The sequence below is a fragment of the Selenomonas sp. CM52 genome (assembly GCF_000292955.1).
Lineage (GTDB): Bacteria > Bacillota > Negativicutes > Selenomonadales > Selenomonadaceae > Selenomonas.
The window spans coordinates 1-22,204 of the sequence record NZ_ALNM01000051.1; the positions used below are offsets into that span (position 1 = coordinate 1).

Sequence of the window (22,204 nt, forward strand, 5' to 3'; positions counted from 1 at the left end):
AAATCTCATCAATGGAGAAAAATAGTAAACAAAAGAAACACCATTCCAATCAAAAAGAGGTGCAGCTTTGTGTTTGCTAAATCGTATGGTGCGGTGACTTTCGGGGTCGATGGGAGGATCATCGATGTCGAGGTTGATGTTTCTTATGGATTTCCTGCGTTCGACATTGTCGGGCTTCTTGATACGGCGGTGAAGGAGTCACGTGAGCGTGTGCGCACGGCGATCAAGAATACGGGTGTGAAGCTCAAGCCTGCGCGAGTGACGATCAATCTTGCGCCTGCGGACATACGAAAGGACAGCTCGGGGCTGGATTTGCCGATTGCCGTCGGGCTTTTGGCGGCGTATGGGCTGATTCCAGCAGAGCGCATGGAGCGTGCCTTGTTTGCAGCGGAGCTTTCTTTGGAAGGAGAATTGTGGAGTGTGCGCGGTGTGCTGCCGATGACGGTCGGGGCGAAGGAGCATGGCTTCAAGGAAATCTTCGTTGCGCCGGGCAATGGCAGTGAGGCATTGCTCGTCGACGGCATCCGCGTGTATGCACCGAAAAACTTGCGTGAGCTGTACGATTTTCTCTTGGGCAAGGCGGAATTGCTTCCGTTGGAGGTGAATCCCAGTGCACCAAGCGATATGGAAGTGCCTTCGGATGACTTTGCCGATGTGCAGGGGCAGTTCTTCGCCAAGCGTGCGCTTGAGATCGCGGCGGCAGGCGGGCACAATCTTCTGATGGTCGGCGTGCCCGGCTCGGGCAAGACGATGCTCGCGCGGCGTTTGCCGTCGATTCTGCCGCCGATGACGCGGCAGGAGGCGCTTGAGGTGACGAAGATCTACAGCATCGCGGGGCTCTTGAAGGACGGCAGCGGCCTCGTCGAGACGCGTCCCTTTCGCAGTCCGCACCATACGACATCGACGGTGGCGATGATCGGCGGCGGCAGCATCCCGCGTCCAGGCGAGGTCACGCTCTCGCATCACGGCGTGCTGTTTCTCGACGAGCTGCCGGAGTTCGGCAAGTCGACGCTGGAAGTCCTGCGCCAGTCGTTGGAGGACGGCGCTGTGACCGTGGCACGTGTCAATGCGACCTTGACATTTCCCTCTCGTATCATTTTGGTCGTGGCAATGAACGAAGTAACGTTGATAACGATACAATGTAATGGTGAACGAAAGAGTGCTTATTTTGATTGTAATTTAACTTGTATAGATCAAAAATAGGTTCTAAAGAGTAGATTTTCATGAAAAAATAAAAAAGGTTAATTTGCTATATATTTATACTTAACACAATAACTTTTCATTTAGATAATGCTATATAAAATTCAATTAGGAGTGAGTTTATGCGCGCTAGAACAATTAGGCAACATTATGTCCCTGAATTTTATCTAAGAAATTTCTCTAATATGTCAAAGGGAATTTGTGCTCAAGCTATAGATGGCAGAGAGCAAAAAACAGTGTCTATTTCAAGTATAGCTCAAGAAAAAAAGTATTACGATGTAGAATTTCTTTCGCGTAATCTTACAGACATGGGAGAAAATGTTTTTGCCGAGGAAGAGGATTATGTTTTTAAGGATAAAGATATGCTCGTTTTGAGCTTAGAAAAATGGTTTAAACTTAACGAAGATAGAGTGGCACCAATAATTGATAGAATAATAAAATATCCATTTTACAATCCCTTAAAGAATGAAGAAGAAAAAAAAGATTTAGCACTGTTCATTTCTATGCTTTTAGTTAGGGGACCAAACTCAAAAAAAATATTTGAGAAAAAGATAGAAATTAATTCATTGAAAAGGAGTCTTGATAAGTATTTTAAAGATACAATAGGGGATGAGATGGAAAAGAAACTGCTGTGGATGCACACATTTTCTCATTGTGTATCTTCATTTGCAGAGAAGTTATATTTTTGCAAAGACTGGTCTTTAGTATACGTTGCGTCTGATGTTAGCTTTATAACTACAGATAATCCGCTGTTGTTACATCTTCCCAAACCCTTTTCTTGCTGTATTAGTAATATAGGAATAATGACTCCAATGGTGCAAATACTTTTACCATTGGGGCGGAAATGTCTGCTGCAAATAAATGATAGTCAATATGAGTATTATGGGCATAATGTTCCTGATAAATACATTATATCTAAATCCAGAGCGTTAGAACTTAATGAATTACAAAGAAAGCAAGCAATATGTTGGATATTTCCTTGAGATGATCAGCGAGTTTATTATAAAAAGTATTCATTTAGATACAGATGATGTTGTTGGAATGTCCTATGAGTACACTACGCTTAACCATATATGGATTTAACTATCAATGTCTATGATAAGGTCTCTTTTGAGAAGTTAAAGAAATGATCGTTATCCCATGGAAAGGTAATAGATATATTCATACCGTCTTTGATACAATCACATATTGCTCAAAACGCCTGAAACCGCACAGTACAAGTGGTCTCGGGCTTTTTTTCGTTTTGTGAATGGTTGTTTTGTTCGTGCCGAATGTCGAAAAGTCCACCGCATTTTTATCAGAAAGTGAGCCTTATCTGGGGAGCAGACGGGGAATAATTAAAAGGTTGGGGAAATCGTTAAATTGTTCAAGGGAAAATTGAAAGGTAAGGACACCAAACTATCATTATGCGGGATGTAAACTTGCCGAGACGAGTGAGTATAGCTGTCTTTCCTTGACTTTCCTATCTTTCAGAGTGATGAATAGAGATGACACTCTGAAGGAGGGAGATCAATGTTTGAAAAGGAAGTAGACTACAGACTAGCAAAATGGGTGATTCTCAATATGGAAAAGGACGGTGTTCTTACGTCGGATGAGCTGCGTCTCGCGTGGATGAATATCGCTACGCACTATGAGCCACTTTTTTTAGAGGTTGAGAACATGGATGGCATGATTGGAGATGGGGTGATCGTAGATGACCAATAGAATTATAACGAAACTGGTATCTCTACCGAAGCTCGCTACATTCAACGCATCGAAAAAGTTGGCACAGAGGGTGGCAGCGTATGCACGCGTTTCTACTGACCATGAGGAACAGGCGGCAAGCCTCGTGGCGCAGACCGACTATTATAGAAAGAAGATACAACAACATCCGGGATGGGCGTTCGTGGGAATCTACGTAGATAGTGGCGTCTCCGGCTTGAGCACCAACCGTAGGGAGGGGTTCAACCGTATGGTGGAGGACTACCTTGCCGGGCGCATTGACTTGGTGCTTACAAAGTCTATATCGAGATTCGCTCGGAACACAGTGGATACGGTGACTACGATTCGCAAGCTAAAAGAAAAAGGTATCAGCGTTTATTTCGAGAAGAAGAATATCTTTAGCACGGATGCCAAGGGAGATGTCTTACGCTCCGATTTGATACAATGCAACGATGGGGTTCGAGCCGTCAGACCGCTTGATATATGGGTTCTCGCAAGAAGGCTGTCGTTTGGCAGTCGTTTCTTTTTCTCGGAAATCGGTGATGGTGGAGTGGTCGGGTGCATACTCTATTAACGATGTATACCCTCTTAACGATTGCCTTGGAGTATCGTTAAGAGGGTATGGGGCAATCGTTAAGAGAGTGACCTTTCAAAACTTTACTTTTCAAGAGAATAGAGCAAATATAAAAGCGGATAAATCTCAAGTGCTTAATGCTGCTATTTCAAGTCTTCATTGTCACTATGCACGCTATCGTGTATAATGATGATAATGTAGAAGGAGAGGTTGCCCTATGCTCATTTCACTTAATGATTATGCAAAAATACACGGCAGGAGTGGTGATACAGTACGTCGTCTAGCCGAATGTGGTGCGTTGCAGACAGCGAAAAAAATAGGAAGAAACTGGGTTGTTGATGGTGATGAGGAATATCCTGTAAAAAAACGGAAAACGAATAAGCCAATGACCGTAGTTTCTCTGTTTTCCGGTTGTGGCGGCATGGATCTGGGGTTTATTGGCGGATTTGAGTTTCTAGGTCACATTTACGGCAAGACAGGGTTCAAGATTGTCTGGGCGAATGAAATTAGCTCAGGTGCTTGCAAAACGTATAAACAAAATATCGGTTCGCATATAGTGGAAGGCGATATTTGTGAGGCAATCAACCATCTTCCAAACGAAGCCGATGTCGTCATTGGAGGATTTCCTTGTCAGGATATTTCTATCAACGGAAAAATGTTAGGAATCAATGGAAAAAGAAGCAGTTTGTATACATATATTGTTGAGGCTGTTAAAAAAATTCGACCCAAGGTTTTTGTTGCTGAAAATGTGGGGGGACTGCTTCTTAAGAAAAACGCTGGCTCGTTTGAAAAGATTATGTCAGATTTCAATGCACTTGGCTACGATGTCAGTTATCGGCTTTATCATGCAGAGGAATATGGCGTTCCGCAGACGCGAGATAGGATATTCATAGTAGGAATCCAGCAAGGTTTGCCGGAATTTGTGCCGCCTATGCCGATAGATTCCGTACCTATTACCGCGAAATTGGCCATGGAAGATTTGGAAAATATGGAAGAGGATAAGGAATTTTCTCATATTTGGAGTAAGGCTAATGTAAGCGGGGAACAAGGAAATCGAAAAATGGTGGCAGATCGTCCCGGATATACGATCAGAGCAGAATGCCACGGAAACATTCAATTCCACTATTCGTTGCCTCGTCGAATATCTATGCGCGAAGCGGCAAGAATTCAGTCGTTTCCTGATTCATTTGTTTTCCCTTGCGGGTTGAGGGAAACTGAGCGTCAGATAGGAAATGCTGTCCCCCCTGTATTGGGGTGGCATATGGCTAATGCGGTAAAAAATGTATTGCAAAGGTGAGGTTATGACAACAGAAGAATTTGAATCCATGCTCGATAAATGCTGTGATATTCTTACAAATGAAGCCCGTCAAAAGGGCTTCAAATCGTCTAAGCACTTTGAAGATCGTGTCCGAGAAGTGCTCGATGGTTTGACGGTAGAGGACTCGTCGATAAAAATCGACTATGATTCTCCAGCACAGGCATTTCCCGATATCGCAATGGGCGAATACGGCGTGGAGGTAAAATATACGACCAGTGACACATGGAGAAGTATTGCCAATAGTGTATTGGAAACGCAACGCGTGGAGAGTGTCAAATACATCTACGTTGTGTTCGGAAAAATGGGAGGCATTCCAGAAGTTCGCTGGGGAGAATATGAAGCCAGCGTAGTTCATGTTCGCACGTCCCATGTGCCGAGATTTGAAGTTGAGATTGCTTCATCCGCAGAAAACAGCCGAGAATCGCTTTTCAAGCAAATGGGTATCAGGTATGAAGATTTTCGTCAACTGGATATGACCGAGAAAATGAAGTACATCCGAGCCTACGCACGAAAAATTCACCCGGACGGTCGGTTGTGGTGGATCGAGGAACGAGATACTGATGAACACACCTTACCGATTCAAGCTCGTCTGTACACGAATTTGAGTACGGAAGAGAAGACTCGGCTCCGCGCCGAAGCCGCATTGGTTTGCCCTAAGATTGTCAAATCAGGTCGTGACAGGAACAAATATGACGATGTAGTGCTTTATTTGTTGACGTATCATGGTGTCTTATGTCATCAAGCGCGAGACCTTTTTTCAGCGGGGAGTGTTGCTAATCCTGCCAATGATGATAACGGCGGTATCTATATTGAAAGGGCATTGAAGCTTATAGAAGATGACATGAGAAAAGCGGCTATGGAAATGGATGATGCTATCTTTGTTGAATATTGGGGCGAAAGCGTAATCCCAGAGCAGAGAATTGAACGGTGGCTGGAAAAAGCTGATGAATTTGCACGGGGGTGGAAGCCGTCGAAGAGTCTTTTCCTTGATTGATATTAACACGGAATAATAATCGGAGGCTGTTATCTATGTCGAAAATTTGTTCTGTTGGAGACTATATAGCCGATAATTTTTATGATGTCATAGTATCGGCTATAGAGGAATATGCAGAAGATCATATTGATGATTTGGATTTACAGCTTAATAAAATCAGTACCGTTGGCGAAATCGGGATTGCCGATGTTGACTTGAAATTTGTTGATGTGGGTGATTTGCCTGGGACAAGGATTGAGTTCGATATTGCCGTGGAAGCCGAGATATACATCCATGAGGCCGACTATCATTATGATGAATCAGAGAATCGCAGTCAGTGGTTCATGCTGAAATGTCGCGGTGATTTGGATTGCGGTTTAAAGGACTTTGAAATATTGGAAGTTGGTGTATATGACAGGCGAAACAAGCACCAAAAACCTATGTCTAATGCGCTTGTGCCCATCATTTACAAAAAAGACTTAGAAAGGGTTGCTACTGAATTCTTACAGAAATATTATCCCGAAGCCTTGCTGAAACCGATGTATGTTGATCCCCATCTTCTCGCCAAGAGAATGGGGCTGTCTGTAAAAATCAAATCCATAACGAAAGACTTTTCTGTTTTTGGTCAGCTGTTCTTTAGGGATTGTGAAACAGAAATCTATGATGAAGATAACGACAGAATAGTTGTTGAAAAGATTATGGGCAAAACTATATTCGTTGATCCTAAAGCATATTTTTTACGAAATCTTGGGGCAGTGAACAACACGATCGTTCATGAGTGTGTTCATTGGGATAAGCATAAAAAATGTTTTGATTTGGAAAGATTATACAATAAAGAGGCATCTCGCATTCGTTGCCAAGTCGTTGGTGGCATAAAGGATAGCAGTCCTTCGGATACAGACTGGATGGAATGGCAGGCGAACTCGCTTGCGCCAAGGATACAGATGCCGCTCAATCAGTTCAAGAACAAGGCATTTGAGTATATTGGACAGTACCAGAAAGAATTGAATGTAACGGATTTGATTGATGTAATGGAACCTGTCATTGAGAAACTGTCACAGTTTTTTGGTGTTTCGCGCATGGCAGCTAAGATTCGGATGGTTGATGCCGGGTATGAAGATGCTATTGGGACGTTCAACTATGTCGATGGACAATATGTATGCCCACATACATTTAGAAAGGGAGCAATATCCAAAAATCAAACTTTTACTATAAGCGTGGACGATGCCATATATCAATGCCTTGTTAATCCTTCGCTATATAAAAACATGAAGGAAGGAAAATATCTCTTTGTGGAATCCCACCTTTGTCTCAATGATTCAAAGTATATTGGTAAATATGAGGATGGGAGGACACGCCTTACTGATTACGCAAGGTATCACATGGACGAATGCTGTGTAGTGTTTGACCTTATATTAAAATCAGTAAACGATTATGGGGAGCATTATTATACGGAGTGCGTGCTCTTTCGTGATGTTGATTCCGGCCTCATTTTTGAGGCTCAATTCTCACTTGACGCAAATGAGGATGTACAAAAAAAGGCTCAGGAACTATCGGATTATAACAAAGATGTTATGAATATAATCAAGGAAATACACCCAGGAGATTTTGGATATTCCTTGAAGGCGTTGATGAAATGGAGCGAAGTGACCGTTGAGCAATTAGCGGAAAAATCTTTAATTAGTACAAAAACGCTACAACGCATGAGGAATGCGAGTGATTACCAAACGACAATCGGAACTGCGATAGCTTTGTGCGTTGGAATGCAGTTGCCTCCACCTATAAGCAGAAAATTTTTGGATACAGCGGGATTTACTATTCGCTACTCGTCTGAGGAACAGATGATTTACGAGTTTATCATCGATGGGTATTACACCCACAGTATTCATGAATGCAATGCTCTTTTGACAAGCAAGGGGTATAGTGAATTGACAGGAACAGAATAAAAAATATAAAATTAAAATTTAGCTGGACATGACGTGTCCAGCTATTTTTATGCCCTAAACTCAATTGTATACATTACAATCAACTAACTGTAGATAATGGATGCCGCATAGAGTGTAATGTTCTATGCGGCATCCATTGTTTTGGTAGAAATTTGCCCGGACATGGCATGTCCGTGTTCGATGAAAGTTTTTTTGATATAAATAATTTAGTCGCCGCCTCAAGGCTCACCCTTTCCGGAGAGGGTGCCCAGAGCGGAGAGGCGGCAGGATATTAGTTAACGCCAACCTACTGGGGTGGTTGGTCATCAGGAAATGAGGATTCGTTCATGATGGCCAACAAAATACATATGGTGGACTTGTCCTCATTTGAAGGAGGACAAGTCCAATGGCAAATCAGAGTAAAACCGAGGATTTCTACATCATCATGGAGCCGGGATTCGAGTCAGTATGCGGCTTTGACCCTGCCAACGTCGTAATGTACAAGCCGTACTACGCCAAGGGAACGACGGCAAAGGCGTACAAATGCTACAAAACGCAGGGACCTGTCGGCTCTAATCGGGAGTACTGGAATATGGTGCGTCGGGAGGCGCAGCAGAAGGCTCGCGAGAGTCGCTGCATGGTCAGAAGTCCGAAAACGGGGCGGCTCATTCGCTGCGAAAACAACTGCGCCCAATGCTCGGCGTCCCTGAACGGCGACATCATCAAAGAGAAGAATCGCCCGGCCTCAACGGAATATATTGCGGAAAAGAACCTTGAAGCGCAGCATGGCGACTTTGGTAATTCTTACGCCAGACGATCTATCGACAGTCCGTTAGTGGACTATATGGAGGACGACATTCTAGACCGTGTTGTGCTGGATGCCTTGATTGAAAAAGCGGCTACGCTTAGTCCTAAGCACGGAGAGATTTTCAAGTCGCTTTTTGACGGCGAGACACAACAGGCGATTGCCGATGAACTGGGCATGAAGCAGCGGACAGTTTCAGATAAGGTCAAGGCAATTCGGGAGTTGCTTGCGCCCGACATAAGGTAAGCAGAATAAAAAGGAGCATCCTATCGCTGTGACAGGATGCTCCTTTTCAATCTTTCTGATAGAATTCGCACTCAAAACCATCGGCACGGAGCAATAGACCCTTCGCCCAAGGCGGAGTTCGCGCCATCTGCTCACAAACAGCAGAGAGGGAGGCACTCGCTTCACATTCGATGATGATTTCATCGTGAACGTGCGCGACAATATCCATGTGCTTCAACGTCTGCATGGCATAGCAGAGAATGTCACGACTGATGGCCTGTGTGATGTTTTCCACGAGCTTCGGTCCGTACGATTCTATCCGTACCCACTTCTTTGCCGTGTTCAATCCCATATAGGTAATGGATTCGCCGCCGAACTTGTTCTCACCGATGCGCGGCTTTGCATAGGCAAGCCGTCTGCCGCTCGGAAGTTCGATGAAAATCATGCCGCTTTGGCAGATGAACTGGATGCCGTGCGTGACCGTCTTGCTGCGCTCCTTGATGCAGTCCTTAGCGGCTCGGTCGACTGCCCACCAGAAATCCACGATATGCGGATTTGCCGCACGCCAGGCATCCACGAGCGGTTTCAGCTCATCTTCCTTCATTCCGGACTCCAATGCGCCGAATGCCTTCAGCGCACCAACGGATCCGCCGTAGCCACACGCCAGTTCTGCCTGCTTCCCCTTCTGCCTGAGATGCCCATTCTCGCCATGCTTCACCACGTTACAATGAAACATCCTGCCCGCCGTGGCACAGTAGATGTCGCCATCATTTGCAAAAACATCCATGCGCCATTGCTCCTTCGCAAGCCACGACAGCACCCGTGCTTCGATGGCAGAGAAATCTGCAACGATGAACTTCCTGCCCTCCTTGGGGATAAAGGCTGTGCGAATCAACTGGGACAAAACGTCAGGAACAGAGTCGTAGAGGATGTTGAGGGATTCGAAATCGCTCTGCCGCACAAGGGCGCGGGCATACTCGATGTCAGCGAGATGGTTCTGTGGAAGATTTTGTAATTGAATATTCTTGCTGGAAAATCGCCCGGTGCGGTTCGCGCCGTAGAATCTGAACGTCCCTCTGGCACGATGGTCTGCAGAGGTAACATTCTTCATGGCGATGTATTTTCTCACGGATGACTTGGCAAGCTGCTGCCGCAAGGACAGCGCCTCGCTAAGTTCCGGCGGCGCATTCTTCAACAGCTCCAGCACAGCCTTCTTGTCGAGAGAATCCGTCTCCATACCATGCTGAGAGAGCCATCCCTTCATTTGCTGTACGGAGTTGGGATTGTCCAGTCCTGTGAGTCGTTTCATTCTGTCGGTCAGTTCCTCGCGAGATCGGGCATCGACAGCGATGGCGTTATCCACCAATTCCATATCAATGCGAATACCGTGATCGTTGATTTCTTGGTCGAGATGATATTCATCCCAAAGGAAATCTGGAACGGGGAACTTGGCGAGCCGCTGTTGGATTGCCATCTCGACCTCAACATCACGCTTGTTGTACGCCTTGAACAGCGCCCACTTGTCCGGGGCATGGCAGGGAAGATTGCGCGTCCTGCCGCTGTTCGCTTTGGTGGCTGCGCAGGGCGAACAGAAGAAGCGGATGAGCGCCTTACCCTCTGTCATTTTCTGCTCTTCCAACCCCAACACACTGCCTACAGCGGCAAGGGACAGGGGAAGCCCCATGTACGCTGCCCAAACCATCGTGCATCGCCAGCTTTCAGGGCTAAGGAAGGCAGCACGGAGAAATCCCAAGTCTGATAAGTAGCGTGACAGGCAGACACGCTCAAAGTTGGCATTGAACGCCCATTTAATGACATTGTCGTCAAGCAGAGCGTCCAAAATCTCCTGCGGAATCTGCTCCCCGTTGGCGAGGTCGACGACCTGTACTTCGCCGGCGTCTGCTGCATAGGAAAAGAGTAGTATCTCGAAGCTGGGCGATTCTGCATATTTGTATGCGCCGCATTTGGAAATGTCCACATCGGAAAATGTCTCTACGTCAATGGAGAGTGTATTCATTGTGAGTCCTTTCTTGCCAAAAGGCAGCGAGGATTTTTCCCCGCTGCCTTGGTAGAAGCATAGTCTAATCAGCTGAGGAATTCCTCGTCTTCGTCTGCGAAGTCATCCTCGGCGCGGGTCTTGCCCCCGAGTGGCTCACCGTCAGAAATCTTCTGCAGGTTGTTCAGCCCGCAAGCGATGCCCTTGTTGCCGTTGCTGTTGAAGGCGTAGAAGTTGATGCTGGCACGACCGTAAACGCCGGAATATACCTCGGAGCGTTCGAGAATCGGCTGGCGAGCTGCGTCCACGATACCGGGAGCTGTGGCAGAGTTCGCATTGATAAAGTAGCTGTCCTTGTAAGCCTCGTCATCGGGACGTTCCGCATCGCCATCGCGCAGCGGATTCTTGATTGCCGAGAGCGCAGGCACAGACTTGCTGTTGCCTTTGAGCTTGCTCTGTCCCTCATCGTATGCCGCTTGAATAGCATTCGTGACCGCCGTCACGGTCTTGGCGTCGCTCTTCGGGATGATGAGCGACACGCTGTACTTGGGAGCGCCGCCGTTGATGCTCTTCGGCTCCCAGACGTTGGCGTAGCTCCAGCGTGTCTTTACACCCGTGATAACCTTGGTTGGATTGTGAAATTTTGCCATGGTGGTATTCCTCCTCAAATTTCCCTAAAATCATCTGCTGCAGTGTTCATTGCCGGACGCTTGTCGCTGTCGGGAACAAGCACCGGTTTTCCGGCTGGTTTATAGACCAGCTCGCCTAAGAGTTCCTCAAACTCCTTCTTGCCGAGTACCTGGCTCATGGCGGTGATGCCTAGGAGCTTTTGCTCATACGGCTCAAAGCCTGCCGCCTTGACTGCCTTGGCTACGGCATCCTCATCGGTGTACTTTCTGTTAGAGCGGCCTTCGACTACCTTGAAGCCATCAAACCGGGTGCCGGAGAGAGCTTTTTGCAGGGCATAATCCTTGACGTCGCCCGCCCAGGAAACCAGATCGTCAATCCTCGGCAAAATGGCAGCAACTTCGCTGTCCTCCAAGGTGGCAGGAACCTCGAAATCGTACTTGGCGAGTTCCAGGTTGTATTCGGCACGTTTCCGGCAGTTCGCCTTGGCCTTGCAGAACTGGCAGTGGTCTCCCGCTTTGAACTCGCCGTTTCCCTCCTGTGCCAGTTTGGCAGCAGGGGCGAGGATGTTACCCGCCCAAGTGAGCAATTCATCTTTTCCCATCTCGTACAGGCTGATGTTTGCCCGGCGAGGCTGATAGATGACGAGGGTGACGCGCTCGATGTCATAGATGCCATCAAACAAGTCCAGTGCACCAAGGGCGTAGCAGGAAAGCTGGCTGTTCTTCTCTGCTGACACCAAAATACCGAGGCCGTGCTTGTAGTCAATGACATACAGCATGCCGTCGACGACAATCACGCAGTCGCCCGTGCCGAAACTTCCCTCTACGCCCACATAGCGGGAGTAATCCAGTCTTTGCTCCACGAGGATGAGCGGATCGTTGCAAGACTTCTTGGCCTGTGCTACGCACTCCAAGACGAAATCCCGGTAGCCGTCGGAGCATTCCTCCATCTCCTCGTCGTAGAAGGAGAGGTGCTTGACGGGATTTCGAACTCTCTTGCCCAGAGCCTTTTCCAGCTTGTAGGCGCAAAGTTCGTGGCAGTCGGTTCCGGCTTGAGCGTATTCGCTGGGCTTGTCGGCGTATTCCTCAGAGAGCTTTGCCGATGGCGGGCAGGCAATCCAGCGTTGGCTTGCCGATGCTGAGAGCAGGGAATGCTTACCCATTGGCCTTCACTCCTCCGAGGGCATCGGCTTCTGCAAGAAGCGCCGCATAGTGGGACGGGGCAACTGCCGACAGGCGGTCGGCTCCGTATTTCGTGATGAGCGCCTTGACCTCTGCACTGAATCCCGCCTGCGCCGCAAGGATCAGTTTGTGCCGAACATCCTCAAGGGACGGCGGCGTCGGCTCTTCCGATGAGAGATTTTTTGCCAGTTCATCAGCGATGTCCATGATGGATTTCGCCGAGAGCCGCAGAGCTTCAATCTTCGCTGCAAGGTTTTCCATCCTCGCTCACTCCTTCCATCAGCCTGTCCGCAAGTCGTCTGGCAATGATGCTGATGGCGATCAGCACTTCTGCCAGTTCCTTGTCTTTCTGAGTTTCCATGTGGATGTACCTCTCTTTCCGAGGGGCGTTCCTGCCCCTTCACTATTGAAAGGACAGAAACCTGAGTTTTCAGCGGATAAAATTTAAATATTTTTTGCCGTTTCTGCCTCTCGCTATTGAGAGGACAGCAACGGCTATTTTTAGCGAAAAAAAATAGAGCCACTTTTGGCTCTGGCATTTATAAGGAAAGGAAAAATTTTGCGGATTTATCCGCTAAGAATTCGATCTTCTGTCCTTTCAATAGTGAAGGGCGATGAGGCCCAGTGTTTTCTGAAGGAGGAAAGCCTTTATGTTCTATGTCAAGGAAAAGCTCAACGACGCGATGGAGGTCACGGTGGAGATCAACGACGAGAATGTATTCTGCCGCTGCCCGCGCTGCGGAGTGGAAGTGCCGATCGACCTCAATGAATTCTTCGGCGATGCGGAGTTCGACCTCTTCGGCACGGCGATCTGCTGCACGGAATGCAGCCGGAAGATGCGGTGCGGCAAATGATAGACTTCAGAAACCACGAAGACTACGCCGACCCGACGGTGTATGCCGCTCTCACCAAGGTAATCCGACAAAATCGGTTTGCCTACATCTGCTCGCCGTATCGGGACAACCCGCGTGTCAATGTCATGCGGGCAAGGCAATACTGCAAGTTCGCCGTGAGCAAGGGGCACATTCCCCTTGCTCCGCATCTGTACTTTCCGCAGTTCATGTCGGAGGAAAGGGAGCGCGAGAAGGCGATGTCCATGAACTTCGAGCTTCTGAAGCTGTGCGGTGAACTCTGGGTGTTCGGCGACAAGATCACCGAGGGTATGGCAGAGGAGATTGCTCATGCCGAGAGACTGCGGAAGAACATCCGTTATTTCACAACAAAATGCGAGGAGGTGCTGTGAATGGATTTTTACGAGACTCTTTACGGAAAATGCCATGATTGCACTTTTTCCGTTATCACACTTCCCGACAAAGGGGTGCGGCACTTTGAGACCATAGCTTCCATGCGGGAGGAAATCGGCAGGGTGGGAGATACCCGCAATACCTACATTCACCCCTGGCCGAGACGCAAAGGCATCAAAGATGGCGTGCGCGGTGATTCGGCAGACACCATGTACGCCACTTGCCTTTTCGCCGACATTGACATCAAGAGCGAGGCGCATAGAGAACAGATGCTTCCGGCATCCCGGGTGGAAGTTCTTTCCTTTTTAGATGCGTTCCCTCTGAAAGCGACCTTCACGGTTTTCACGGGACACGGCATTCATGCCTACTGGCTTTTTGACGAGCCGATCCATTTGACCGATGCCAATCGGGATAAGATGGAGAAACTTCTCGCGGGATTTGGACGCTGCCTTATGAAAAAAGCGAAAGATGAACGGGGATGGCGCATCGATCCGGTATTTGACCCGGCGAGAATGTTACGGGCGGTGGGCAGCATGAATCTGAAAATAGGGGAGAAGATTCCCTGCGAGGTGATTGCGGAAAACGAAGCGTTCTACAAGACGGAAGATTTTCACGCCTACGTATTGGATGCGCCCAAGCCGCGAACAGAAGAATTCCATGTGGACGAGCGTGTCATGGGGAGCGCCGAGAGAATCATGGAAGGTTGTGCGGCATTAAAGCAGATGACCGAACAGCCGGATAACGTCAGCGAACCTCTGTGGCACGCCCTTTGCACCAATGTGGCTCTCGCCAAAGACGGTGAAGAGAAGTTTCAAGAGTGGAGTTCCCTGTACAGCCATTATTCCCCTGTCGAAACGCGAAACAAGCTCCGCTCCGCACGGAAAGCCAACAAACCCTGCACCTGCCGTTACATCAAGGATTGCGGTTTGTTTCCCTGCCCCGATGGCGGCTGCGGCGTAAAGGCTCCCATCGTTCTTGCCCTTTACACGAAGTTCGAGCAGTTGGAGATTATTTTAGGCAAGGACACCTTGTCGGCAGAAGAACTCCTCGACCCCTATGTGGTGGGACTGCTCCCTTACGCCAAGGAAAACTGCCCCGCTGAATATTCACGGCTGAAACTTGCGGCGAAAAAAGCGGGCATCGGCATGCGGGATTTTGACCGCATAGCCAAAAAGGAGGAGGAAAAGCGGGACGTTGGAATTCCTTTTGATGCCGAGCCGGAGGAAATCAAGCTAAAGGGCATAGATTTGCATGGAGCCATGACTCCCAAAGGCTATCGCATCACCATGGAGTATGGGGTGGAGTCCTTCTACTTCGACGAAGGTGCGCTCGTTTCCTCAAACCTTTGCCCGGAGCCGCTCGTCATAGAACGCCGAATGGAAAATATCGACAACGGCACGGAGCGATTCGAACTTGCCTACCACCGCAGCCATAAATGGAAACGGCTGATGGTGTCAAGAGCGATTGCGTTAAACAAATCATCCGTAGTGAGATTGGCCGATCACGGCGTACCCGTTTCTACTGACAATGCCGACGGTGTGGTACATTACCTTTCCCGCTACGAGGCAGAAAACGACAAAAAGATCCCTTTTGTACGAAGTATCGGTCGTATCGGCTGGCTCGGGGAAAAAGAATTCTACCCCTACATCCTTGAAAGTCCCGTGGAATACGAGGACAAAGACGATGCGGCGATGATTGCGGCACTGAAGGAGCAAGGCAGTTTTGAGACATGGCTCAAATTTGCGAGAGCGTTGCGGGAGCAAACATACGCCAGAGCCATTTTGGCGGCCTCCTTTGCCTCCGTCCTGCTTGAGAAACTCAAACGACGTGTGGCGATTATCCATATTTGGCACTCATCCCGCAGTGGCAAAACGGCGGCTCTTAAATTCGCACTATCCGTTTGGGGAGACCCCATGAAACTCATGGGAAATTTCAACAGCACCGCTGTCGGCTTGGAGCGGAGAGCAGGGACTCTTCGCCACTTGCCTTTGGGCTTGGACGAATTGCAGGTCTTGAACGAGCGAAGGCTGTCGCCTTCGATGGTGGTTTATTCCTTGGGCAACGGCTACGGCAAAACTCGTGGAGCGAAAGCCGGAGGATTGCAGGAAGTCCCGGTGTGGCGAAATGCCATCATCAGCACGGGCGAACAGCCGCTTACCAATGAGGCCACCATGGACGGCGTACACAGCCGTGTCTTGGAACTGTACGGTCAGCCCATCTCCGATGCGGATTTTGGGCGCAAGGTACACCAAGCAAGCGAAAACCATTATGGTTTCGCAGGGAAAGTGTATCTCGAACACATCGTAGACACGGATTTGAGCGATGAGTTTGAGCAAATCCGGGAGAGCATTGACGACGGCGAACAAGGAGTGCATCTGGACACGGTAGCTTTATTGGCATTGGCGGATTATCACGCAGGAATATCGGTATGCGGCGAAACCAAGCGAAAGGCGTGGAAGGATGCCATTTCCTTTGGCAAGCGCATACTGACCAACGCCAAGGAGAACGAGCCGGAGGATGTTGTTGACCGGGCTTACGATTTCGTCACCGACTGGATTGCCGCCAACAGAAAACGCTTCGCCCAAGACGCCATACCTTGCTTGGGTAAAATCGAACCCGGCAAGGTGCTGGTCATCGCCACAGAACTGAGACGAGCATTGGAGGACAACGGCTTTTCTTATACCAAGTGCCGTAAAGGATTCCGAGACCGGGGCTATGTCGATACCTTTGAGGACAGTCAAGGCAAAAGCCGCAGTCAATATCTGCGGAATATCCAAGGCGTAAATGTCCGAGTGTTTTGTTTTCCCATCCAAGTGGAGAATATTTACCCTCCCGATGAGGATTTTTTGACATGACGGTGGTTAAAAATCGAGGACAAAAACATCCAAGAACCCAATGATTTCAAGGGTTCTCTGTCAGATAACCACTTTATCACCTTTTCTGCACACACATTAACTTATATATAGAAAAAGATAATGAAGTATTGATTACATCGTTTCTATATGAGGGTATGTATTAAGTGGTTACTGTGGTTAAGTGGTTATCTATATAGACATATCAAGGCTTGAAAGGATAACCACTCACATAACCACCAATTTTCAAATGGTTAGGAGGAAGAGGATGTACACCGAGCGATGCAGAGAAAAACTGAAAGCTATGGGCGCACCGCTCGTTGGCTGGTATTGCGAAGAGGTCATTGATTGGGGCGAGGCAACCTTCACCTGTGAACTTTGCGGTTATAAAAACGTGCGATTTGTCCATGTGATGGTGCATAAGGATTTTTCGGAAAAACTCCGTGTCGGATGTATCTGCGCCGGAAATTTGGAGGGAGATATTTTCGCCGCCAAAGTTCGTGACAAGGAGGCCAGAGCTAAAAGCCGACGCAAGAAAAACTTCTTGAAAAAAGAATGGCGTGAGGAAAGCGGCATGCTGACACTTCGCTTCAAAAAACAGAAATTGACCATCGAACAAGACAGTTTCCTTGGCAGACCTTACTTCAAGATTGACATCGACGGAGATTGTTACCAATGGAAAAACAATCGCCGTATCGAAACCTTGACAGCTGCCAAGGAATACATCTTTGAGTTGTTATGAGAGAAAAAATCATCGAAAAGGGACTTGTAGCAAGAGTCAAAGCGATGGGCGGCATCGCCCCAAAATTCACATCGCCCGGATTCGATGGAATGCCCGACCGACTGGTGCTTCTTCCTGGCGGCAGGATGGGTTTTGTGGAGCTGAAAGCGCCGGGGAAGAAGCCGAGAGCCTTGCAGATGGTGCGGCACAGGCTGCTTCGGCGGCTGGGATTCAAGGTGTATGTGATTGACGGTACAGAGCAAATTGACAGCGTATTGGAGGAAATCGACCATGAATGAACTTACGGTTTTAGAACATAACAACATCCGTGTCATGACCACGGAGCAGCTTGCCGAGGCGTATGGATGCAAGGCAATTCATATCCAGCAGAATTTTAAGAACAACAGGGAGCGATTCGTTGAGGGGAAGCATTACTTCAAACTTGAAGGTGCTGATCTCAAGGCCTTCAAGGACTCACTAGAAAATATCGAGTCAGTTGTCGGGAGTCGCGCACCATCTCTGATCCTTTGGACGAAGAGAGGTGCGGCTCGCCACAGCAAGATGCTGGGAACGGAACGGGCGTGGGATGTTTTCGACGAATTGGAAGAAAGCTACTTCAACCCCATGAAGAACATGACGCCGGAGGAATTCCTCCTCTGCAGCGCACAGCGGATGGTGGAGCAGGCAAGGGCGATCAAGGCGGCAAATGCCCGGATCGACAAGGTGGATGAGCGGCTTCTTGAGGTGGAATCCAAGCAGATGACCATCGACCAGCGTCACTACACCATTATCGGCTACGCCAATCTCATGGGAATCCGTGGAGTGAGTCGGGATGTTGCCGCCGGGCTTGGGCGCAAGGCAGCCGCGATGTCCAGAAAGCAGGGCTACCACATTGGCAAGGAATACGATGCCAAATACGGCATGGTGAACACCTATCATGTGGATGTGCTGCAGGAAGTGTTTCGGTAATGAATTCCGTTGAGATTGGAGGTGATGCCCCGTGAAGTTCATACCGCATGATTACCAGCAGTACGCCATCGACTTTATCGAAAGCCACCCGACTGCCGCCGTACTTCTCGATATGGGACTTGGAAAAACGGCGATTACGCTGACGGCGCTCAACAACCTACTCTTTGATTATTTCGAGATCGGGCGTGTTCTCGTCATCGCGCCTCTCCGTGTGGCGAGAAATACATGGCCGCAGGAAATCGACAAGTGGGAGCATTTGACTTATATTCGCTATTCCGTTGCAGTCGGTACAGAGAAAGAGCGGCTGGTCGCTTTACGCAAGCCAGCATCGCTTTATATCATCAACCGCGAGAACGTGCCGTGGCTCGTGGAGAAAACCGACTTCACCTATGACGCCATCGTGATTGACGAGTTATCGTCTTTCAAGAATTGGAGCAGCAAGCGATTCAAGGCGCTCATGAAGGTTCGCCTTTTCGCCAGCCGTGTCATCGGTCTGACGGGTACGCCGTCTGGCAACGGCTTGATGGACTTGTTCGCGGAATTCAAGGTGCTGGATATGGGAAAGCGTCTGGGGAGATTCATCACGAAGTATCGGCAGGATTACTTCAAGCCGGATAAGCGCAACGGGCAGGTGGTGTTTTCCTACGCTCCTCTGCCCGGAGCCGAGGAGCGGATTTACGAGAAAATCTCCGACATCACCATCTCGATGAAAGCCACCGATCATCTGAGGATGCCGGAGCTGATTGAGAGCGAATACAAGGTGAAGATGAGTGATACCGAGAGAAAGATATACACCGAAATGTGCGAGCAGTTGGTCTTGCAGATGAAGGGCGATGAGGTGACGGCGGCAAATGCCGGAGTCCTGTCGGGCAAGCTCTCCCAGATGGCGAACGGCGCGGTCTACACGGACGATGGAGCCGTTCTGCACATCCACGATCGCAAGCTCGACGCCTTGGAGGACATCGTCGAGAGCATGAACGGCAAGCCGCTTCTCGTGGCGTATTGGTTCAAACATGATGCGGAGCGCATCGAAAAGCGTGTGCCGTGCGTCCAACTGGATACGGACGAGGCGATCGCCTGCTGGAATCGAGGAGAAATCCCCGTTGCCCTTATCCATCCCGCCAGTGCGGGGCATGGGCTGAATCTTCAAAGCGGCGGTTCGACCCTCGTGTGGTTCGGCATCACATGGAGTCTGGAGCTTTACCAGCAGACCGTGGCAAGGCTCTATCGGCAGGGGCAGACGGCGAAAACGGTGGTGGTGCAGCACATCATTGCCGAGGGCACGATTGACGAGAGAATCCTTCGTGCCTTGAAGAAGAAGGACAAGACACAGGCGGCGCTGATTGCTGCCGTCAAAGCGGAGGTGGGATAAGTGCATCGGAAAAATTACGAGAATCTGGCAAATGCTATCATCGAGCAGGCGGTGACGGACTATCGGAGAGCCGCGAAGTTTCTCAAAAAACATCCTCGCACCGATTCGTTGGAAGCTGTTGTTGCCACTCAGCTTGCCGATAAGGAAAAGCGCCGTGAGGAATGGAAGAACCTCAAGATCCCCAAGGAACGGGAGGAAAAAAGCAAGGAAGAACGATTGTTAGACTCCATCCAGGAGAGCGAACGGATGGCAGCTGAAACGGAGCGGTTCTTCCACTCCAAGTGGTTTGCACAACTTACCTCGCTTGACGGACAGTTGCTTTTCGAGCATATCAAGAAAGAATTGGAGGATGAGTGATATGGCAGCAAAAGAATTTTTGAGCCAAGCCTTGAAGCTGGATCAGCTGATTAACTCCAAGCTGGAGGAACTTAACCAATGCCGAAGACTCGCCGAGAGTATCAACGGCAGTCGATTGGACGAACGGGTCTGCCACAGCGCATCGGAGGAAGCGTCCTACGTCAAATGGGTGGAACGCATCGTGGAGAAAGAAAAAGAATTAGATTCCGAGATTGACCGTTTGGTGAATATAAAAATGAAAATCAGTGACTTCATCGGCAAAATCAATAATCCTCAATGGCAATGCCTCTTACGGAACCGCTATGTGTTGGGCAAGACATGGGCGGAGATTGCCGAGGAAATGGGCTGCAGCGTCCGAAATGTTCTTCGGCTTCACAAAAAAATCTTGGAAAATCTCGAAAACTGACACTTGATGTCACACAAATGCTACTGAATGTCACTGTTGGTCACGTTGCGTGTCACCCCATTGATGTGATAAAGTTCAGAGTAGAAGAGTATGAGCGAACTCGACCTCCAACGGGAGCAATCCCAGCGGAGGTTTTTTCATGCCCAAAGAGAGGTGCGAGATGCCGAGGAAACCGAAACGCCCGTGCCGCATGACAGGCTGTCCCAATCTCACGGACAGGAAGAGCGGCTACTGCGAGAAGCATGAGAAGCCGATGCAGCGGCACTACGAGCGCTTCACTCGCGGCTACCGACAGCATGATCGATACGGCAGTGTGTGGCGAAAGATTCGCGACCGACACTTAGCACGAGAACCGCTGTGCGATATGTGCAGAGAGCGCGGACACTTTGTGGCGGCGACGCTTGTGCATCACATCAAGCCGCTCGGCAGTGGCGGCACGCATGATGAGAGCAATCTCATGTCGCTGTGTGTGTCGTGCCACGAAAAGATTCATCAAAGAAGCCGAGGAGACGTCTAGCCCCCAGGGGAGGTAAAATCTCTAAAACCGCGCCATTGCTGGACCGGCGATGGGCTTGACAGAAAAATTCGCATAACTTTTCGGGCAGTTAGAGAGACAGGCTTTGTCGCGTGATTTTGGGCGGGAAGCTAGGCATAGCGGGGGCTGACAGCCACTGGAAATGCTCAATGAAACAGCCCAAAACGCTAAAACTTATGCTCAAAAAGTTTTGAAAAGTTTTAAGGAGGCGAAAGTATGGGGCTTAGAGGTCCGCGACCCGGTACGGGAGGAAGACCGAGAAAATCCTTGGCAGAAAAAGTGACTGAGGGCAATCCCGGCAAGCGCAAGCTGAAGGTGTTGGATTTTGAGAAAATCGCCACGGAGCCGGAGGGTGTGGAAATGCCGCCTCCCAAGGAATTCCTGTCGGCTGCTCAGCGTGACGGCTCAACACTCTCGGCGAGTGAACTTTACAAAGAAGCGTGGAAATGGCTGGAGCGGCGTGGATGCGCGGAATTGGTATCTCCTGCTCTATTGGAGCGATATGCCGTGAGCGCGGCTCGTTGGATTCACTGCGAGGAAGCTGTCAGCAAATATGGCCATCTGGGCAAGCATCCAATCAGCTCGCAGCCCATACAATCGCCTTATGTCGCCATGAGCCAAAACTACATGAAGCAGACCAATCGACTATGGAGCGAGATATTCGCCATCGTCCGGGATAACTGTTCAACGGAATATAAAGGCGTTTCGCCGCAAGACGACTTGATGGAGCGGCTTCTTCGTTCAAGGAGAGGATGAGATGAGCGGCAAAATCAAGAAATTCTATTTGCCAGGTCAGCAGTTCGGCTGGCTGACTGTATTGGGCGAAGGAAATAAATCGTCCTCCGGGGGACGGCGAATTCGCGTCGAATGTCGATGTGGCAGAATATACGACACATCCCCGGAGACGTTTAAGCGCAAGGACTGTAATTGTCATTGGTGTGCTAACAAAATCAAGGCGCAGTTACGCACATTGGATTTAGTCGGGAAAACCTATGGAAACTATGAGGTTCTCGAAAAGAGCGGACAGGATGACAAGGGACATTTTCGATATCGGTGCAGATGCAAGCGGTGCGGCAGCATTTCCCTACGCACGCAATATGAGATAACACATTATTCAAATTCCGGCAAATGCAGTCGATGCAAGCCGGAATTTAATTTTATCGTCAAAGGCAGTACAGCTGTTGGAACATTGCCGAGCGGTGATAAATTTCTCATCGACG

26 protein-coding genes are annotated in these 22,204 nt (G+C 49.0%); 21 read left to right on the plus strand and 5 right to left on the minus strand.

What is annotated here, in order from left to right:
- Positions 1-69 precede the first annotated feature (69 nt).
- From HMPREF1153_RS11515 to HMPREF1153_RS11550, 8 genes are all read left to right on the plus strand, one after another.
- Entirely contained in the window at positions 70-1,203 is a 1,134-nt protein-coding gene (locus HMPREF1153_RS11515) for a YifB family Mg chelatase-like AAA ATPase (protein WP_009647135.1), read from the plus strand.
- A gap of 119 nt (positions 1,204-1,322) precedes the next feature.
- Entirely contained in the window at positions 1,323-2,183 is an 861-nt protein-coding gene (locus tag HMPREF1153_RS11520; protein WP_037370695.1) for a DUF4238 domain-containing protein, read from the plus strand.
- 529 nt (positions 2,184-2,712) lie between these two features.
- Positions 2,713-2,904, plus strand: coding sequence for a hypothetical protein (locus tag HMPREF1153_RS11525; RefSeq protein ID WP_009647150.1), 192 nt, complete (start codon positions 2,713-2,715; stop codon positions 2,902-2,904).
- Between the two features lie 70 nt (positions 2,905-2,974).
- Positions 2,975-3,475 (plus strand): recombinase family protein, encoded by a 501-nt coding sequence (locus HMPREF1153_RS11530; RefSeq protein ID WP_232208297.1) that lies wholly within the window; start codon positions 2,975-2,977, stop codon positions 3,473-3,475.
- 217 nt (positions 3,476-3,692) lie between these two features.
- The gene (locus tag HMPREF1153_RS11535) at positions 3,693-4,772 is read left to right on the plus strand and encodes a DNA cytosine methyltransferase (RefSeq protein ID WP_009647144.1); all 1,080 of its coding nucleotides are present in this window, start codon (positions 3,693-3,695) and stop codon (positions 4,770-4,772) included.
- Between the two features lie 4 nt (positions 4,773-4,776).
- Positions 4,777-5,787, plus strand: a complete 1,011-nt coding sequence (locus tag HMPREF1153_RS11540; RefSeq protein ID WP_037370696.1) for a hypothetical protein — start codon at positions 4,777-4,779, stop codon at positions 5,785-5,787.
- 35 nt (positions 5,788-5,822) lie between these two features.
- Entirely contained in the window at positions 5,823-7,712 is a 1,890-nt protein-coding gene (locus HMPREF1153_RS11545; protein ID WP_009647153.1) for an ImmA/IrrE family metallo-endopeptidase, read from the plus strand.
- Between the two features lie 385 nt (positions 7,713-8,097).
- Positions 8,098-8,742, plus strand: coding sequence for a helix-turn-helix transcriptional regulator (locus HMPREF1153_RS11550; protein WP_009647148.1), 645 nt, complete (start codon positions 8,098-8,100; stop codon positions 8,740-8,742).
- Between the two features lie 46 nt (positions 8,743-8,788).
- Here HMPREF1153_RS11550 and HMPREF1153_RS11555 read toward each other — a convergent pair whose 3' ends face one another.
- The 5 genes from HMPREF1153_RS11555 to HMPREF1153_RS13190 all read right to left on the minus strand — a co-directional run bounded on the left by HMPREF1153_RS11555 (position 8,789) and on the right by HMPREF1153_RS13190 (position 12,889).
- Positions 8,789-10,738 (minus strand): DNA polymerase, encoded by a 1,950-nt coding sequence (locus HMPREF1153_RS11555; RefSeq protein WP_009647146.1) that lies wholly within the window; start codon positions 10,736-10,738, stop codon positions 8,789-8,791.
- Positions 10,739-10,806: 68 nt separating this feature from the next.
- Positions 10,807-11,367, minus strand: a complete 561-nt coding sequence (locus HMPREF1153_RS11560) for a DUF2815 family protein (RefSeq protein ID WP_009647133.1) — start codon at positions 11,365-11,367, stop codon at positions 10,807-10,809.
- 14 nt (positions 11,368-11,381) lie between these two features.
- A complete protein-coding gene (locus tag HMPREF1153_RS11565) occupies positions 11,382-12,509 on the minus strand; it encodes a DUF2800 domain-containing protein (protein WP_009647137.1) in 1,128 nt (375 codons plus the stop codon).
- On the minus strand, positions 12,502-12,789 hold the full coding sequence (locus HMPREF1153_RS11570; RefSeq protein ID WP_009647151.1) for a hypothetical protein: 288 nt from the start codon (positions 12,787-12,789) through the stop codon (positions 12,502-12,504). The genes HMPREF1153_RS11565 and HMPREF1153_RS11570 overlap by 8 nt, the downstream gene beginning before the upstream one ends.
- Positions 12,764-12,889, minus strand: coding sequence for a hypothetical protein (locus tag HMPREF1153_RS13190; protein ID WP_009647147.1), 126 nt, complete (start codon positions 12,887-12,889; stop codon positions 12,764-12,766). Before HMPREF1153_RS13190 ends, HMPREF1153_RS11570 begins: the two co-directional genes overlap by 26 nt.
- Positions 12,890-13,178: 289 nt before the next feature.
- On the opposite strand from HMPREF1153_RS13190, the gene HMPREF1153_RS11575 reads away from it, so the two are divergent.
- The 13 genes from HMPREF1153_RS11575 to HMPREF1153_RS12840 all read left to right on the plus strand — a co-directional run.
- Entirely contained in the window at positions 13,179-13,382 is a 204-nt protein-coding gene (locus HMPREF1153_RS11575; RefSeq protein ID WP_009647142.1) for a hypothetical protein, read from the plus strand.
- Positions 13,379-13,771 (plus strand): DUF7768 domain-containing protein, encoded by a 393-nt coding sequence (locus tag HMPREF1153_RS11580; protein WP_009647156.1) that lies wholly within the window; start codon positions 13,379-13,381, stop codon positions 13,769-13,771. Before HMPREF1153_RS11575 ends, HMPREF1153_RS11580 begins: the two co-directional genes overlap by 4 nt.
- On the plus strand, positions 13,772-16,627 hold the full coding sequence (locus tag HMPREF1153_RS11585; protein WP_009647141.1) for a DUF927 domain-containing protein: 2,856 nt from the start codon (positions 13,772-13,774) through the stop codon (positions 16,625-16,627).
- Between the two features lie 265 nt (positions 16,628-16,892).
- The gene (locus HMPREF1153_RS11590; protein ID WP_009647134.1) at positions 16,893-17,366 is read left to right on the plus strand and encodes a hypothetical protein; all 474 of its coding nucleotides are present in this window, start codon (positions 16,893-16,895) and stop codon (positions 17,364-17,366) included.
- Positions 17,363-17,644, plus strand: a complete 282-nt coding sequence (locus HMPREF1153_RS11595; RefSeq protein WP_009647155.1) for a VRR-NUC domain-containing protein — start codon at positions 17,363-17,365, stop codon at positions 17,642-17,644. Before HMPREF1153_RS11590 ends, HMPREF1153_RS11595 begins: the two co-directional genes overlap by 4 nt.
- Entirely contained in the window at positions 17,637-18,314 is a 678-nt protein-coding gene (locus HMPREF1153_RS11600; RefSeq protein ID WP_009647157.1) for an ORF6N domain-containing protein, read from the plus strand. Before HMPREF1153_RS11595 ends, HMPREF1153_RS11600 begins: the two co-directional genes overlap by 8 nt.
- 31 nt (positions 18,315-18,345) lie before the next feature.
- Complete coding sequence (locus HMPREF1153_RS11605) at positions 18,346-19,686, plus strand: DEAD/DEAH box helicase (RefSeq protein WP_009647140.1); 1,341 nt, start codon at positions 18,346-18,348, stop codon at positions 19,684-19,686.
- Positions 19,687-20,043, plus strand: coding sequence for a hypothetical protein (locus tag HMPREF1153_RS11610; RefSeq protein ID WP_009647145.1), 357 nt, complete (start codon positions 19,687-19,689; stop codon positions 20,041-20,043).
- A 1-nt stretch (position 20,044) separates the two neighbouring features.
- Positions 20,045-20,449 (plus strand): sigma-70 family RNA polymerase sigma factor, encoded by a 405-nt coding sequence (locus HMPREF1153_RS11615; protein ID WP_009647138.1) that lies wholly within the window; start codon positions 20,045-20,047, stop codon positions 20,447-20,449.
- A 160-nt stretch (positions 20,450-20,609) separates the two neighbouring features.
- Positions 20,610-20,966 carry an HNH endonuclease gene (locus HMPREF1153_RS11620; protein WP_037370705.1) on the plus strand — a complete coding sequence of 119 codons (357 nt, stop codon included), beginning with the start codon at positions 20,610-20,612 and terminating at the stop codon, positions 20,964-20,966.
- Between the two features lie 160 nt (positions 20,967-21,126).
- On the plus strand, positions 21,127-21,267 hold the full coding sequence (locus HMPREF1153_RS12980; protein WP_198003355.1) for a hypothetical protein: 141 nt from the start codon (positions 21,127-21,129) through the stop codon (positions 21,265-21,267).
- Positions 21,201-21,740, plus strand: a complete 540-nt coding sequence (locus HMPREF1153_RS11625) for a P27 family phage terminase small subunit (RefSeq protein WP_037370699.1) — start codon at positions 21,201-21,203, stop codon at positions 21,738-21,740. The genes HMPREF1153_RS12980 and HMPREF1153_RS11625 overlap by 67 nt, the downstream gene beginning before the upstream one ends.
- A gap of 1 nt (position 21,741) precedes the next feature.
- A partial coding sequence (locus HMPREF1153_RS12840; RefSeq protein WP_198003354.1) for a hypothetical protein occupies positions 21,742-22,204 on the plus strand: 463 nt, incomplete at its 3' end.

Bases quoted from the DNA above. Each gene is read 5' to 3' on its own strand.
- HMPREF1153_RS11520 (WP_037370695.1), top strand. From the start codon at position 1,323: ATGCGCGCTAGAACAATTAGGCAACATTATGTCCCTGAATTTTATCTA.
- HMPREF1153_RS11525 (WP_009647150.1), top strand. From the start codon at position 2,713: ATGTTTGAAAAGGAAGTAGACTACAGACTAGCAAAATGGGTGATTCTC.
- HMPREF1153_RS11535 (WP_009647144.1), top strand. From the start codon at position 3,693: ATGCTCATTTCACTTAATGATTATGCAAAAATACACGGCAGGAGTGGT.
- HMPREF1153_RS11540 (WP_037370696.1), top strand. From the start codon at position 4,777: ATGACAACAGAAGAATTTGAATCCATGCTCGATAAATGCTGTGATATT.
- HMPREF1153_RS11545 (WP_009647153.1), top strand. From the start codon at position 5,823: ATGTCGAAAATTTGTTCTGTTGGAGACTATATAGCCGATAATTTTTAT.
- HMPREF1153_RS11550 (WP_009647148.1), top strand. From the start codon at position 8,098: ATGGCAAATCAGAGTAAAACCGAGGATTTCTACATCATCATGGAGCCG.
- HMPREF1153_RS11555 (WP_009647146.1), bottom strand. From the start codon at position 10,738: ATGAATACACTCTCCATTGACGTAGAGACATTTTCCGATGTGGACATT.
- HMPREF1153_RS11560 (WP_009647133.1), bottom strand. From the start codon at position 11,367: ATGGCAAAATTTCACAATCCAACCAAGGTTATCACGGGTGTAAAGACA.
- HMPREF1153_RS11565 (WP_009647137.1), bottom strand. From the start codon at position 12,509: ATGGGTAAGCATTCCCTGCTCTCAGCATCGGCAAGCCAACGCTGGATT.
- HMPREF1153_RS11570 (WP_009647151.1), bottom strand. From the start codon at position 12,789: ATGGAAAACCTTGCAGCGAAGATTGAAGCTCTGCGGCTCTCGGCGAAA.
- HMPREF1153_RS13190 (WP_009647147.1), bottom strand. From the start codon at position 12,889: ATGGAAACTCAGAAAGACAAGGAACTGGCAGAAGTGCTGATCGCCATC.
- HMPREF1153_RS11575 (WP_009647142.1), top strand. From the start codon at position 13,179: ATGTTCTATGTCAAGGAAAAGCTCAACGACGCGATGGAGGTCACGGTG.
- HMPREF1153_RS11580 (WP_009647156.1), top strand. From the start codon at position 13,379: ATGATAGACTTCAGAAACCACGAAGACTACGCCGACCCGACGGTGTAT.
- HMPREF1153_RS11585 (WP_009647141.1), top strand. From the start codon at position 13,772: ATGGATTTTTACGAGACTCTTTACGGAAAATGCCATGATTGCACTTTT.
- HMPREF1153_RS11590 (WP_009647134.1), top strand. From the start codon at position 16,893: ATGTACACCGAGCGATGCAGAGAAAAACTGAAAGCTATGGGCGCACCG.
- HMPREF1153_RS11595 (WP_009647155.1), top strand. From the start codon at position 17,363: ATGAGAGAAAAAATCATCGAAAAGGGACTTGTAGCAAGAGTCAAAGCG.
- HMPREF1153_RS11600 (WP_009647157.1), top strand. From the start codon at position 17,637: ATGAATGAACTTACGGTTTTAGAACATAACAACATCCGTGTCATGACC.
- HMPREF1153_RS11615 (WP_009647138.1), top strand. From the start codon at position 20,045: ATGGCAGCAAAAGAATTTTTGAGCCAAGCCTTGAAGCTGGATCAGCTG.
- HMPREF1153_RS11620 (WP_037370705.1), top strand. From the start codon at position 20,610: ATGCCGAGGAAACCGAAACGCCCGTGCCGCATGACAGGCTGTCCCAAT.
- HMPREF1153_RS12980 (WP_198003355.1), top strand. From the start codon at position 21,127: ATGCTCAATGAAACAGCCCAAAACGCTAAAACTTATGCTCAAAAAGTT.
- HMPREF1153_RS11625 (WP_037370699.1), top strand. From the start codon at position 21,201: ATGGGGCTTAGAGGTCCGCGACCCGGTACGGGAGGAAGACCGAGAAAA.